10 protein-coding genes are annotated in these 12,730 nt (G+C 69.7%); 6 read left to right on the forward strand and 4 right to left on the reverse strand.

Translation table 11 applies throughout. The annotated features are described in order from the left end of the window. Nucleotides 1-49: 49 nt before the first annotated feature. Entirely contained in the window at nt 50-3,694 is a 3,645-nt protein-coding gene (locus HNQ61_RS23730; protein WP_170038686.1) for an ATP-binding protein, read from the reverse strand. A 1,620-nt stretch (nt 3,695-5,314) separates the two neighbouring features. On the opposite strand from HNQ61_RS23730, the gene HNQ61_RS23735 reads away from it, so the two are divergent. From HNQ61_RS23735 to trpD, 3 genes are all read left to right on the forward strand, one after another. Beyond that, entirely contained in the window at nt 5,315-5,797 is a 483-nt protein-coding gene (locus HNQ61_RS23735) for a hypothetical protein (RefSeq protein WP_170038684.1), read from the forward strand. A 424-nt stretch (nt 5,798-6,221) separates the two neighbouring features. Further along, nucleotides 6,222-7,433 carry a GAF domain-containing protein gene (locus HNQ61_RS23740; protein WP_170038682.1) on the forward strand — a complete coding sequence of 404 codons (1,212 nt, stop codon included), beginning with the start codon at nt 6,222-6,224 and terminating at the stop codon, nt 7,431-7,433. A gap of 8 nt (nt 7,434-7,441) precedes the next feature. Beyond that, nucleotides 7,442-8,485 (forward strand): anthranilate phosphoribosyltransferase, encoded by a 1,044-nt coding sequence (trpD, locus tag HNQ61_RS23745; RefSeq protein ID WP_170038680.1) that lies wholly within the window; start codon nt 7,442-7,444, stop codon nt 8,483-8,485. A gap of 143 nt (nt 8,486-8,628) precedes the next feature. Here trpD and HNQ61_RS29340 read toward each other — a convergent pair whose 3' ends face one another. After that, nucleotides 8,629-8,763, reverse strand: coding sequence for a hypothetical protein (locus HNQ61_RS29340; protein WP_276510319.1), 135 nt, complete (start codon nt 8,761-8,763; stop codon nt 8,629-8,631). 142 nt (nt 8,764-8,905) lie between these two features. Next, nucleotides 8,906-9,529 (reverse strand): transcriptional repressor LexA, encoded by a 624-nt coding sequence (lexA, locus tag HNQ61_RS23750; RefSeq protein ID WP_170038678.1) that lies wholly within the window; start codon nt 9,527-9,529, stop codon nt 8,906-8,908. 93 nt (nt 9,530-9,622) lie between these two features. Here lexA and trpC point away from each other — a divergent pair, with 93 nt between their 5' ends. The 3 genes from trpC to trpB are packed head-to-tail and all read left to right on the forward strand — an operon-like array spanning nt 9,623 to nt 12,296. Then, nucleotides 9,623-10,432 carry an indole-3-glycerol phosphate synthase TrpC gene (gene trpC / locus HNQ61_RS23755; protein ID WP_170038676.1) on the forward strand — a complete coding sequence of 270 codons (810 nt, stop codon included), beginning with the start codon at nt 9,623-9,625 and terminating at the stop codon, nt 10,430-10,432. Then, nucleotides 10,429-11,079: a phosphoribosylanthranilate isomerase gene (locus HNQ61_RS23760; protein WP_170038674.1), complete on the forward strand. Its 651-nt coding sequence runs from the start codon at nt 10,429-10,431 to the stop codon at nt 11,077-11,079. The genes trpC and HNQ61_RS23760 overlap by 4 nt, the downstream gene beginning before the upstream one ends. 14 nt (nt 11,080-11,093) lie before the next feature. Beyond that, entirely contained in the window at nt 11,094-12,296 is a 1,203-nt protein-coding gene (trpB, locus tag HNQ61_RS23765; protein WP_170038672.1) for a tryptophan synthase subunit beta, read from the forward strand. Between the two features lie 12 nt (nt 12,297-12,308). Here the strand turns inward: trpB and HNQ61_RS23770 are convergent, their stop codons facing one another. Continuing rightward, nucleotides 12,309-12,518 carry a hypothetical protein gene (locus tag HNQ61_RS23770; RefSeq protein WP_170038670.1) on the reverse strand — a complete coding sequence of 70 codons (210 nt, stop codon included), beginning with the start codon at nt 12,516-12,518 and terminating at the stop codon, nt 12,309-12,311. Nucleotides 12,519-12,730: the final 212 nt, after the last annotated feature.

Consider the following 12,730-nt stretch of genomic DNA (forward strand, 5'->3'; position numbering starts at 1 on the left):
CCCGCGTGAAACCTCATGGCCATGGCCGCGAACGAGCCGGGGATGCGGATCACCCCGCTCCGGCGCCGTCCATCGCGCGGGGCAGCGCGAGGGTGAACGTGGACCCCGCGCCGGGTTCGCTCCGCACCGTCAGCTCGCCATCCATCGCCCGCGCAAGCTCCCGGCTGATCGCCAGCCCCAGCCCTACCCCCAGCTGGCTTTCTTCCGCCAGGCTGCCGCGCCGGTCCACCTGCACGAACGGGTCGAAGATGCTTTCCAGCTTTTCCGCCGGAATCCCGCGCCCCGTGTCCGTTACGCGGATGTGCACCCGGGCCCCGTCGGGCGCCGCGCTCACCGTCACCCGCCCGCCGGAGGGCGTGAACTTGAGCGCGTTGGTGAGCAGGTTGATCAGCACCTGCTGAATGCGCTCCGGATCGCCCAGCGCCGTCAGCCCGGGCTCGCACTGCTCGCAGGCGTAGGCCAGCCGCTTGGCCGCCATCTGCGGCGCAATCAGCGGCTCCACCTGGTTCAGCACCTCGCACACGTCCACCTCGGCGCACTCGATCTCCAGCCGCCCCGCCTCCAGCTTGGCGAAGTTGAGCACGTCGTTGATGAGCGAAAGCAGCACTTCCTGGTTGCGCTTGATGCGGTCGAACGCATGGTGCTGGGCGGCGTTCACCGGGCCGTGGATCTCCAGGTCCAGCAGGTCCAGGTACCCCGCGATGGCGTTGAGCGGCGTGCGCAGCTCGTGGCTCATGTTTGCCAGAAACTCGCTCTTGGCGCGGTTGGCCTCGTCCGCCAGCCGCCGCGCCTGCTCCGATTCCGCCAGCACGATCTCGCGCTGCTGCTCCACTTCCTTGCGCTCGGTGATGTCGATGACGGAGCCGATGTAGCCCAGGTACGCCCCGCCCGCATCAAAGCGCGGCACCGCGGCGTCGATGGCCCAGCGGTACTCCCCGTCCGCGCGCCGTAGCCGGTACTCCACCCGGAACGGCGCGCGCGTGGCGTTGGACGTGATGAACGTCTGCTCCGCGAACGGCCGGTCGTCCGGGTGCGTGGCGTTCAGCCAGCCGAAGCCCAGCCCGGTTTCCGGCGTCTGCCCGGTGAAGTCGTACCACTGGCGGTTCAGGTGCGTGCACACGCCGTCGGGATCGGTCACCCACATCATCACCGGCGCGTTGTCGGCCATGTTGCGGAACCGGCCCTCCGTCTCGCGCAGGGCGGCGTTCACCTGCCGGAGCTCGTTGTTGGCGGACTCCAAGTCCACCTGCGTTTCCTCCAGGTGGGCCGTCTGCGTCTGCAGCTCCTCCGTCTGCAGCTCCAGCTCGACCGCCTGCTCCTGCAGCCGCTCCTTGGCCTCCAGCGCTTCGCGGTACAGCTCCGCGTTCTCTTCCGCGGCGGCGCGCAGGCGGGCGGCGGCGTCGCGCCGCACGCGGGCCAGCTCCAGGTGCGCGCCCACCCGCGCCACCAGCTCGCGCGCGGAAAACGGCTTGGCCAGGTAGTCGTCCGCGCCCGCCTGCATCCCCTCGATGCGCGACTCTTCCCCCGCGCGGGCAGACAGCAGGAGCACGGGAAGCTCGCGGGTGCGCGGGTTGGCGCGCAGCGCCTGCAGCAGCTCAAACCCGTTCAGTCCCGGCATCATCACATCGGAAAGCACCAGGTCCGGCAGGCGCGCCTGCACCGCGGCCAGCGCGGCCACGCCGTCCGGCACCGTGTCCACGTGCCACTGCCGGCCCAGCAGGCGGGCCAGGTAGGCGCGCATGTCGGCGTTGTCGTCCGCGATCAGGATGGTGTCCGCGCGGCGCTCGCCGGCGGGCGCCGGCATGTCCGCGTCCAGGATCCCTTCCGGCACCCCCGCCGTCCCCGGGCCGTCCGCCGGGGCCGCCGGCGCCTCCGGAATCCACGTGAGCGCCTCCTGCACGAAGGCGCCGCCCGTGGCGGATTCCACGACGCGCGGCGCGCCGATCTGGCCGGCCGGCAGGTGGCGGCTTCCGGCCGGCACGCGCACGGTAAACGTGCTCCCCTCGCCCACCGTGCTTTCCACCTCGATGGTGCCGCCGTGCAGCGCCACCAGCTCGCGCACCAGCGCCAAGCCGATCCCCGTTCCCTCGTGCGTGCGCGACGCGGCGCCCTTTACGCGGTGAAAGCGGTCGAAGAGAAGGGGGATCTCCTCCGCGGGAATCCCCGTTCCCGTGTCGCGCACCCGCAGCTCCACCGCGTCGCCCGCCGCGTGCAGGGCGACGGTCACCGTGCCGGAAAAGGTGTGCTTGAAGGCGTTGCTGAGCAGGTTCAGGACGATCTTTTCCCACATGTCGCGGTCCACGTACACCGGCTCGGGCAGCGCGGGTGCGTCAATCTCCAGCCGCAGCCCCGCGCGTTCCAGGGCGGAGCGGAACAGGCTGGCGAGGTCGCGGGTGAACGCGGCCAGGTCCACCGGCTCGTACGCGGCCTGCACGCGCCCCGCCTCGATGCGGCTGAACTCCAGCAGCGTGTTCACCAGCTTCTGCAGCCGGCGCCCGTTGCGCTGCACGGTGTCCCAGCGGGCCCGCTCGTCTTCCGTCAGCGCCGGGTCCGCGCGCCCCTCCTCGGCCGGGCCCAGAATCAGGGTGAGCGGGGTGCGGAACTCGTGCGAGATGTTGCTGAAGAAGATCGTCTTGGCCTGGTCCAGCTCCGCCAGCGCCTGCGCGCGGCGCCGCTCCTCTTCGAACACGCGGGCGTTGGCCAGGCTGGCCGCGATCTGCCCGGCCACCAGCCCCACGAATCCCTCGTACGCCTCGTCGAACGGGCGAAAGGGGTTCAGCCCGGCCACCAGAAACCCCGCCGGCCGCTCCTGCCCCGGCCGCGCGATGGGGACGGCGATGGCCGCGCGCGGGGGCACGTCCCACGCCCCGGTGGGGAGCTCGCCCAGGCTGGCGGGAAGCGGGTCGATGACGAGCCGCGCACAGCCGGCCAGCAGTTCGCCCGCGGGCCATGCCTGCGCGGCGGCGCCGGCCTCGATGGTTTCGGGGGCGCCGGGGTCGCCCGCGCGAAAGCCGGTGCAGGCGGCCAGCCGCGCACGGGTGTGGCCGTCCTCGAACAGGTAGGTGAGGGTGAAGGGCAGGTCCTTGCGGCTGCCGGAGACCCCGCGCTCTACCGCGGCCAGCACCGCGTCCTCTCTCCCGGCCGCCGCCAGCTCCGCGGCCAGGTCGCGGAGCGTCGCCAGCCGGCGCTCGCCGATGACGCGCTCCGTTTCCTCCATCACCACGCAGAACATTCCCGACGAGCGCCCCGCGTCGTCCGTCAGCGGGCTGTACGAGAAGGTGTGGTACGTCTCCTCCGGGTAGCCGCTGCGCTCCAGAAACAGCAGCAGCCCTTCATCCCACGTGGCCTCGCCAGTGTCCAGCACCGACTGGATGCGGGGGCTGATGTCGTCCCAGATCTCCCCCCACACTTCGCGCGTGGGGCGGCCCAGCGCCCACGGGTGCTTCTTGCCCAGCGTGTCGCGCCGGTACGCGTCGTTGTAGAAGAAGCTGAGATCGGGGCCCCAGCCCATCCACATGGCAAAGCGCGAGGTGAGCAGAATGCGCACGGCGGTGGTCAGGCTCTGCGGCCACTGCTCCACCGGGCCCAGCGCCGTGGCGGCCCACGGGTGCTCGCGCATGAGCGTGCCCATTTCGCCGCCGCCGGCGAGGAGAATGGAGGCGGGCGGCGTGCGTGGATCCATGCGATCGGTCATCGTGCGAGGCGCTCTCTGCTTGAAACCAGTCGTGCGGCCGGGGCCGCGGGCGGCCGCGGGTGCCTCTGGGCGCGGCCGTACGATGGATGAACTTCGCCGTTCTCGAACCTCCGCCGGTCCGGCCGGCTGCCGCAACGTGCGCGGGCAGCGCGGGTTGGATGGATGCGGCGGGACAGAATCCAAGGTATGCGCAAACTGTTCCACCCGCGAGATGCGGTGCGCGCCAGGTTCACTGCGGGTGGCGGAGGGGCCGGAAAGGGCGGGGGAGCGGGGCTCGCGGGCGGCCCCCGGCCCGTGATCTTCCCATCCCGCCGGGCGCAATGAACCCGGTCCAATCCGCCATGTCCAGCGTGGACGGGTTCCCATTGCTGGCTCCCCGGTATTCGCTGCCGACCCAGAATCTCGCGGGTCACAACGAACAAAGCGCCGTCGCGGCTCGCGACGGCGGTTCACGATCCCAACGCGCACGACCGGGAAGCGGTTCCCCACACACGCGAGCGGTGGGTGGATCTCACGGCATGTGCCAAAACTTGCGCTCTATCAGGGGCGCGCCTACGTTTTCCAGGGCGCGCTCATGCTCGGTCTGCAGCCTGTCGCCACCGACCTCGCCCACAAGGCGGGTAGAATCGCGGAGGCACACAGTTGCCGTTCATCCTGATCGAAGCTCACGAGCTGCTTTCGAGGGCTGTGGCGGGGACTCCGGCAGTACCGCGAAGTCCCGCACGCGACAGGGAGCGTGCCCTGGCGCACAGGCTCCGTGGGATTTTGAAGAACGCCGCCCGGCGATAACTCGGGCGGCGATTTTGTTCAGTGCCCTGAACCGAGCAGGCCCCCATTCCGCGAGTCGTCCCCAGGGAGTGTGTCCGAGGGAGTCGGCGCTGTGTCCATCGTTGCGCTCGTCCCGGCTGAGTCGGGCAGCAACCTGATTGCCGCAGGCCGCCGTCCCGTTGCGTCACTTTCTGGAGCGGTTGCAGACTGAGCACACGCGCCGAGCGCCAGAACGACTGCGGCGGCTGCCGCTGTCCAACGCGCCATCGTTGTATCTCCTGTCCTTTCCCGTGATTTGATGCTGACCGGGCGCAAAGTACACGAAGCGCGCCTATTGCGCCACGTAGATAAGCCATGCGCCAGGTGATCCTTTGTGCGACGAGCATTGCTACTCCAATCGCTCCTATCGGTCTGAATTACGGATGGCGGTGTTCTGGTGCGGAATTGTGCGATACGCGGCACGACGATCAGTACGGCTCTCCAGAACAAGCTTCGCACGACGTTCACGGACACGGCTGCTGCCCGGGTCTGCGGAGAGATGCTGGCGAATTTCAATAGAGCGATGACGGCCGGTGCTGTCTTTCGTGGACGGACTGACAGCAGCATGGGGACCGATAGTACGGAAAGTCACGACGGGGCCTACTACCGGGGGCACATCCACTTCGATCCGTCCGCGCTTGCCGCGGCAGCGAACGGAGATCCAGCGGCAATGCGCGAGATCGCGATTACCGCCTTGCATGAAGGTGCACACTACGGTGGATCATTCCACTACATCGATCCTACGTGGGATTCGCAAGGGCGTGACCGCTACAGCGAAGCGCCCTTCGACCGCCTGAACCCCGGACCCAACTCATGCGTGCCAAGATGACTTTCGCCCACCGGTGGGCGATGCTCGCCGCCGTGCTCCTGGCGGCGCCACTCCACGCACAGCACACAGGTAACTGGCGGGCCAGCGCCGTCCATGCCGTGATGGATTACCGCGCGAGCGTCTTGGCCGACACCACCGCCAAGTTCGAGCGGTGCAGCGTTGATGAACAGGTCGGCGCCGAAGCACTGGCAACCGGCGGCAGCGCGAGCCTCGTTCGAATGATGGTGGGACCGTGCTGGTCGCCGGGGACGCGTCACTTCGTGCGGATCAGTTCGATTTCAGGGGACCAGAACAGCGCTACGGTCCGGGTGAGGGTTTACCGTGGGGAATGGGAGCACGACGAAACGTACTCGTTGCTTCCTCTCCGCAGGCCGGAACTGATGTGGGTCGATTCCGTGTCGTTGTCATCAGGGGCACAGTTCTACCGCGCGCGTCCGATTTCGGGAGTTGAAGCGCCCGCGCAGTAGATCGGCGAAGGAATCAACTGACTCGCCCCGCCCGGCTGAACGATAGCCGAGCGGGGCGACAGGCATAGGGTCATGATCGGAAGCAGGTGAAGCGTCACGGCGCGTCATGACGTCGCCGCAGCGAATCCACAGGATGACCCGGGACTACGTTGGAGGCCGAGGTGCGACCCTCATCCCGATGCGGTTCCTCCGTGCCCTCCGTGTCTCCTCCGTGACCTCCGTGTGAAACGGCAGTTCCTCCACCGCCACTCCGCACCACGCACCGATCCGGGAGACGCACCCGGCGGCCCGCGCATCATCATCAACCGATGTCGTTCATGTATCCATGCCCATGCAGAGCGGCGGGTCGATTGACACCCATCCCCTGCATCGGTAACCTTGCAGACTCCCTTTGACGTACCCTCCACGAAATCCGGACAGGGCCATGTTCTTCCCCGTTCGGCTGCATGACGCGGTCGATACCGAAACCGTGCTGCGGCGCCTGCTTCCGGTGCTGGCCGGCGCGCGCGAGCGGCGTGTGGCGTATGCCGCGTTCAACGCCGGCCGCGGGCTGCTGGACCAGCGCTGGACCGTGCTGGACAGCGGCGAAGTCGAAGTCGCGCCGCTGGAACTGGAGCCCTCGCGCCTGCACTCGCTGCTGATGGACGACGTGGGCGGCGACCGCCCGCTGCGTCCGGCGGAAAGCGTGGCCGTGTGGGTGCTGCGCGACCTGCTTCCCGGCATTGACCCCGACAAGTCGTGGGTTCGCGTGCGCGCCATCGCGCACGACGGCGCGCTGCTGGGCGCACTGATCGTGGCCGAGCCGCGCCGCTTCTCGTTCAGCCGCAAGACGGAGGGCCCGGTGCCCGCCGCCGGCGACGTGCTGGAGATGGCGCTGGCCCGCGCGCTGGCCCTGCGCGCCGCCGGCCCCGCGCTGGGCGGCGAAAAGCCGGTCAGCCTGGCGGAATCGGTGCTGGAGCGGCTGCGCGAAAGCGAGCGCGCCGTGGCCGAGGCGCGCGCGGAGATGGAGCGCAGCCGCGGCCGCATCGAGGCGCTGGAGCGGGCCGCGTCCGGCGCCACGGAGCTGCTGATGGACGCGCACGTGGACCTGGACCGCCGCGCCGCCAAGCACCAGCGCCAGACGCGCGTCATGTTCCTGCTGCGCAAGCTGATGGAGCGCAACGCGGCGGGAATGGAGCCGCGCGAACTGGCGGTGGAGATCGTGCGGACGGTGGCCGAGGCGTTCGGCGGCGGGCGCTGCTCGCTGATGCTGGTGGATGAGACGGGCGACAACCGCGAGCTGCGGCTGGGCGCCGCCATCGGCCTGCCGCCGGAGCTGGTGGCGGACGGCGTGCGCATTCCCATGGGGAGCGGGGTGTCCGGCCGCGTGGCGCGCACCCGCCTTCCCCTGGTGGTCCGCGACCCGCACGACAGCGGCGACGCGGCGCTCATGGGCGACGACTGGTACACGAGCGACGCCTTCGTGTCGCTGCCGCTGGTGTCGCGCGGGCGGCTGCTGGGCGTGCTGAACCTCACCAACTTCCGCGCGGGGACGGTGGACGACACCGAAGTGGAGCAGCTGCGGCTGGTTTCGCTCTGCGTGGGGCTGCTGGCGGACCACGCCGGCCTTCCCGAGCGCCTGTTCCTGCCCGCCTGACCGCACCCATGAGCGCAGACCTGAATTTGCTGGACGCGGACCTCACCGAACTCATCCGCCGCGCCGCCGACCGCCCGCTGACCGCGGACGAGGCGGAGCGCGCCTTTGGCGAGGTGATGGACGGCCGGGCGTCGCCGGTGCAGATGGCGGCGCTGCTGGTGGCCATCCGCGTGCGCGGCGCGACCCCGCAGGAGGTGGCGGGCGGCGTGCGCGCCCTGCGCCGCGCCATGGTGCCCGTGCACGCCCCGCCCGAGGGGCTGGTGGACACCTGCGGCACCGGCGGCGGCTCGCTGACCACGTTCAACATCAGCACCGCGGCGGCGCTGCTGGCCGCGGGGGCCGGGGTGCGCGTGGCCAAGCACGGCAACCGCAGCTTCACCAGCAAGTGCGGCAGCGCCGACGTGCTGGAGGCGCTGGGCGTGCGGCTGGAGCTGGATCCGGAGCGCGAGGCGCGCGTGCTGGAAGAGGTGGGAATCGTCTTCATGTTCGCGCCGCTGCACCACCCGGCCATGCGCCACATCGGCCCTATCCGGCGCGAGCTGGCCATGCCCACGCTGATGAACATTCTGGGCCCGGTGACCAATCCCGCCGGGGCGAAGCGGCAGGTGGTGGGGGTGAACGATCCCGCGCTGCTGCCGCTGATTGCCGGCGCGCTGCAGGAGCTGGGGCACGACCGCGCGCTGGTGGTGCACGGCCAGCCCGGGCTGGACGAGATCAGCCCGCTGGGCACGACGGAGGTGATGGAGCTGAACGCCGGCCAGGTGACGCGCCGCACCTTTGATCCGGTGGCGGAACTGGGGTGGCCGCGCTTTGAGGTCGCCGGGCTGGAGGGCGGCGAGCGCGATGAGAACGCGGCCAAGGTGCAGGGCGTGCTGCGCGGCACCGTGGGCGGCTCCGCGCGCGCGGCCACCGTGCTGAACGCGGGCGCCGCGATCTACGTGTCGGGGATGACGGACACGCTGGTGGCCGGCGTGGCGATCGCCGAGTCCACCCTCGAAAGCGGCGCGGGATACCACAAGCTCCAGCAGCTTCGCGACGCCACCCGCGGCTGAGAAAAAGAAGGGCCTCACACAGAGCCGCAGAGGCGCAGAGAAAGATACGACAACGAAGAGGAGGGACGGCGAGTGGTTCGCTGTCCCTCCTCTTTTTCTTTTCTCTCTGCGGCTCTGCGCCTCTGTGTGAGGCCTTTCCTGCCTTAGCGGGAAAAGACGGCGCGAAGCTCGAACGGGCCGGGGATGGGCGGAGGCGTCTTTTCCTCCAGCACCATCATGCGCCTGTCGTTCTTGCCCAGCTTGCCCACCACGAACAGCACCGACGATTCGGACTTCATCTCCGTACCTTTCCCGAGCGGGTGCCCGGCGCGCGGGCAGAGAGCGGTTTTCCTCCGCCTCCAGGCGAGCCGCCCGAGGGCGCGCCGGATGCGGAGGTGGCGAAGACGCGGGCGGGGGTGCCGCGCGTGCTTCACCGGACGGTCAGTACTTGCGGATCACGCCGACCACGATCCCCTGGATCGCGACCTGCTCCGCCGGATAATACATGGGCTGCATGGCCTCGTTGGCCGGCTGCAGCCGGATGCGGCCCCCTTCGCGGTAGAACTTCTTGACCGTGGCCGAGCCCAGCTGCGTGCCGTCGCTCACCAGCGCCACCACCATTTCGCCGTTCTCCGCCGTCTGGCGCGAGTTGACGATGATGTAGTCGCCGTCGCGGATCTGCTCCTCGATCATGGAGTCGCCCTTTACGCGGAGCACGTAGTTGTTGCCCCGGCGCACCATGTCGTGCGGAACCGTGATGGTTTCCTGGTCGCCGCCGTCCGGCATGGCCTCGATGGGGAGGCCGGCCGCCACCGCGCCCATCAGCGGCAGTTCCAGCGCCGGTGCGTGCAGGTCCGCCCGCACCACCTCCAGCGAACGGCTCTTGTTGTAGTTCTTCCGGAGAAAGCCCTTTTGCTCCAGATTGGTCAGGTGCTCGTGCACCGTGGCCAGGGAGTTGTAGTTGAAGTGGTCGGCGATCTCCTCGTAGCTCGGCGAGTAGCCGTTCGTGTCGACGAAGCTCTCGACATAGTCGAGGATCTGCCGCTGCTTCTTGGTGAGCGCCATCCGCGTCTCCGCAGGGTTTCTGGTTGCTGGTCCGAACAGGTGCCGAAGAAGAATATCACCCGAAGGCAAACCGAAGTCAAGGAATTCGTTGCAATGAGCAGTACGAGCATCCTGGACCGCATCGTCGCCACCAAGCGCGACGAGGTGAAGGCGGCCTCGGGACGCCTTGCGGAATACCGCGACATGACGCGGCAAGTGCCTGCACCGCGCGGCTTTGCGGCCGCCCTGACCCATCCGTCGCACGTGCGGCTGCTGGCGGAGGTAAAGCGCCGCTCCCCCTCCGCCGGCGACATCCGCCCGGGCGCCGATCCGGCCGCCATCGCCCGCGACTACGCCGCGGGCGGGGCCGCCGCGCTCTCCGTCCTCACCGATCGCGACTACTTCGGCGGGGGGATGGACGCGCTGCACGCCGTGCGCGCCGCCGTGGATCTGCCCCTGATCCGCAAGGACTTCGTCATTCACCCGGTGCAGGTGTGGGAAGCGCGCGCGGCGGGGGCGGACGCCGTCCTCCTCATCGTCCGCATTCTGGATCCGTCGCAGCTGGCGGAGCTGCACGCGCTCATCCGCGAAACGGGGATGGACGCGCTGGTGGAGGCGCACACCGAGGCGGAGCTGGAGGTGGCGCTCGCCGCGGGCGCCACGCTGGTCGGCGTGAACAACCGCGACCTGGACACCTTTGCCACCGACCTGGAACTGTCCATCCGCCTGGCGCCCCGGCTGCCGGAATCTGTCACCTACGTGGCGGAAAGCGGCATCCGCACGGCGGCGGACGTGGACCGGCTGGGCGCGGCGGGGGTGAACGCCATCCTCGTGGGCGAATCGCTGATGCGCCAGCCGGACGTGCGCGCCGCCGCCGCCGCCCTGGTGGAGCGTTCCCGCGCGCCGGGGATGCGCCCCGCATGACGTGGCCCCCGGCGGTGAAAGTGTGCGGCCTGATGCGGCCGGAAGATGCGCTCGCGGCGGCGGAGGCGGGAGCGGACTACCTGGGGGTGATCCTTGCCCCTGGCGGGAAAAGGACCGTGACGGCGGAGCGGGCAAACGTTATACTAGGCGGCCTGCGTCCCCGCCGCGTGGGCGTGTTCGTGGACGCGGACGAGGCGGAACTGCGCGCGGCGGGCCAGGCGGCGGGGCTGCATGTTCTTCAGCTGCACGGAGATGAGCCCCCCGCGCTGGCGGACCGAATGCGCGCCGCGGGGTATGAGGTGTGGAAGGCCGTGCGCGTTCGCGAGGCCGGCGACGTGCTCGCCGCGGCGGAGCGCTACGCCGGTTCGGCAGACGCGCTGCTGCTGGACGGATACAGCGCGGCGGCCCACGGCGGCACCGGAACCGTGTTTCCGTGGGAGGCGGTGGCGGCCATCCGGGGCGGTCTTCCCGCCGGGCTGCGCATCATTGCCGCGGGAGGGCTGCGGCCGGACAACGTGGCGACGGCGGCGCGGCTTCTTCGCCCCGACGCGGTGGACGTCAGCAGCGGCGTGGAGCGGGAACCGGGTTTGAAGGATGCCGGCGCGGTGCGGGCCTTTGTACAGGCGGTCCATTCTCTTTCTCCCTGACGGCAGTGACAGGCATGGCGCTGGAAGCAGGAATTGCGGAGGCGGTTTCCGGGCGGTTCGGCGTGTTTGGCGGACGATTCGTTCCCGAAACGCTCATCACCGCGCTGGACGAGCTCACGGAGGTCTACGCCGCGGCGCAGGCCGACCCCACCTTCTGGGATGAACTGCACGCGCTCTGGCGCGACTTCGTGGGGCGCCCCACGCCGCTGTACCGCGCCGACCGCCTGGGCGCGGCGTCCGGCGGCGCGCGCGTGTACCTGAAGCGCGAAGACCTGAACCACACCGGCGCGCACAAGATCAACAACTCGCTGGGGCAGGTGCTTCTCGCCCGGCGCATGGGCAAGCGCCGCATCATCGCCGAGACCGGGGCGGGGCAGCACGGGGTGGCCACCGCCACGGCGTGCGCGCTGTTCGGCCTGGAGTGCATCGTGTACATGGGCGAAGAGGACGTGCGGCGGCAGGCGCTGAACGTCTATCGCATGAACCTGCTGGGCGCGGAAGTCCGCCCCGTCAGCAGCGGCACGCGCACGCTCAAGGACGCCACCAACGAGGCGATCCGCCACTGGGTCACGCACGTCCGCGACACGCACTACATCATCGGCTCCGTCGTCGGGCCTGATCCGTATCCCCGCATGGTGCGCGACTTTCAGAGCATCATCGGCAAGGAAACGCGCGAGCAGATCCTGGCGGTGGAGGGACGGCTTCCCGCGGCGGTCATTGCCTGCGTGGGCGGCGGAAGCAACGCCATCGGCATGTTCCACCCGTTCGTGGGCGACGCGGACGTGCAGCTTGTGGGCGTGGAGGCCGCGGGCGACGGGGTGGATACGCCGCGCCACGCGGCCACCCTCACCGCCGGGCGCCCGGGCGTGCTGCACGGCTGCCTGAGCTACCTGCTGCAGGACGAGGCGGGGCAGGTGGCGGAGGCGCACTCCGTGTCGGCCGGGCTGGACTACCCCGGCGTGGGCCCGGAGCACTCGCACCTCAAGGACAGCGGGCGCGCGACCTACACCAGCATCACCGACGCGGAGGCGCTGGACGCGTTTGCGCGGCTGGCGCGGCTGGAGGGGATCATTCCCGCGCTGGAGTCGGCGCACGCCATCGCCCTGCTGCTGCGCGACGGTGCGCAGTGGAAGGACGCCGGCCCCGTGGTGGTCTGCCTGTCCGGCCGCGGCGACAAGGACGTCGCCCAGGTCGCGGAAATGACCGGCGCCCGCTGACCGTCGTCCAGATCACCCGGCTGATTGATCGCCGGGTGATCCGATCGATGATTTATCGGGCGCTCCGCGGATGACCATCGAAATCTCCCGCTCGGGTGTCGTTGGATGATCCCGGTGATGATCATCGGAATCTTCTGCTGATGCGTCGCTGGATGGCGCGCGGCGGGTCATCCCGCGATCGTGGACCGGATCGCGTGCACGTCGTCGGTTGATGTCCGTCATCGTCCGTCGATGCGGGTCCGCCGGATGAGCCTGATCGCCGGGGGATTCCGCGGGCCAACATCGGATGATGCATGTCATCGTCCGATCGATGGTGGTCCTCGCCGGGTGATCCGCCGACCGGTCAGAGGATGCTCGTCATCTGATGAATGCCGGTCATCGCCGGATGATGCCGGTCGTAGAAAAGGTCGTGCGGATGGTCATCTCCGGATCAC

Origin of the sequence: Longimicrobium terrae (genome assembly GCF_014202995.1) — a bacterium.
Lineage (GTDB): Bacteria > Gemmatimonadota > Gemmatimonadetes > Longimicrobiales > Longimicrobiaceae > Longimicrobium > Longimicrobium terrae.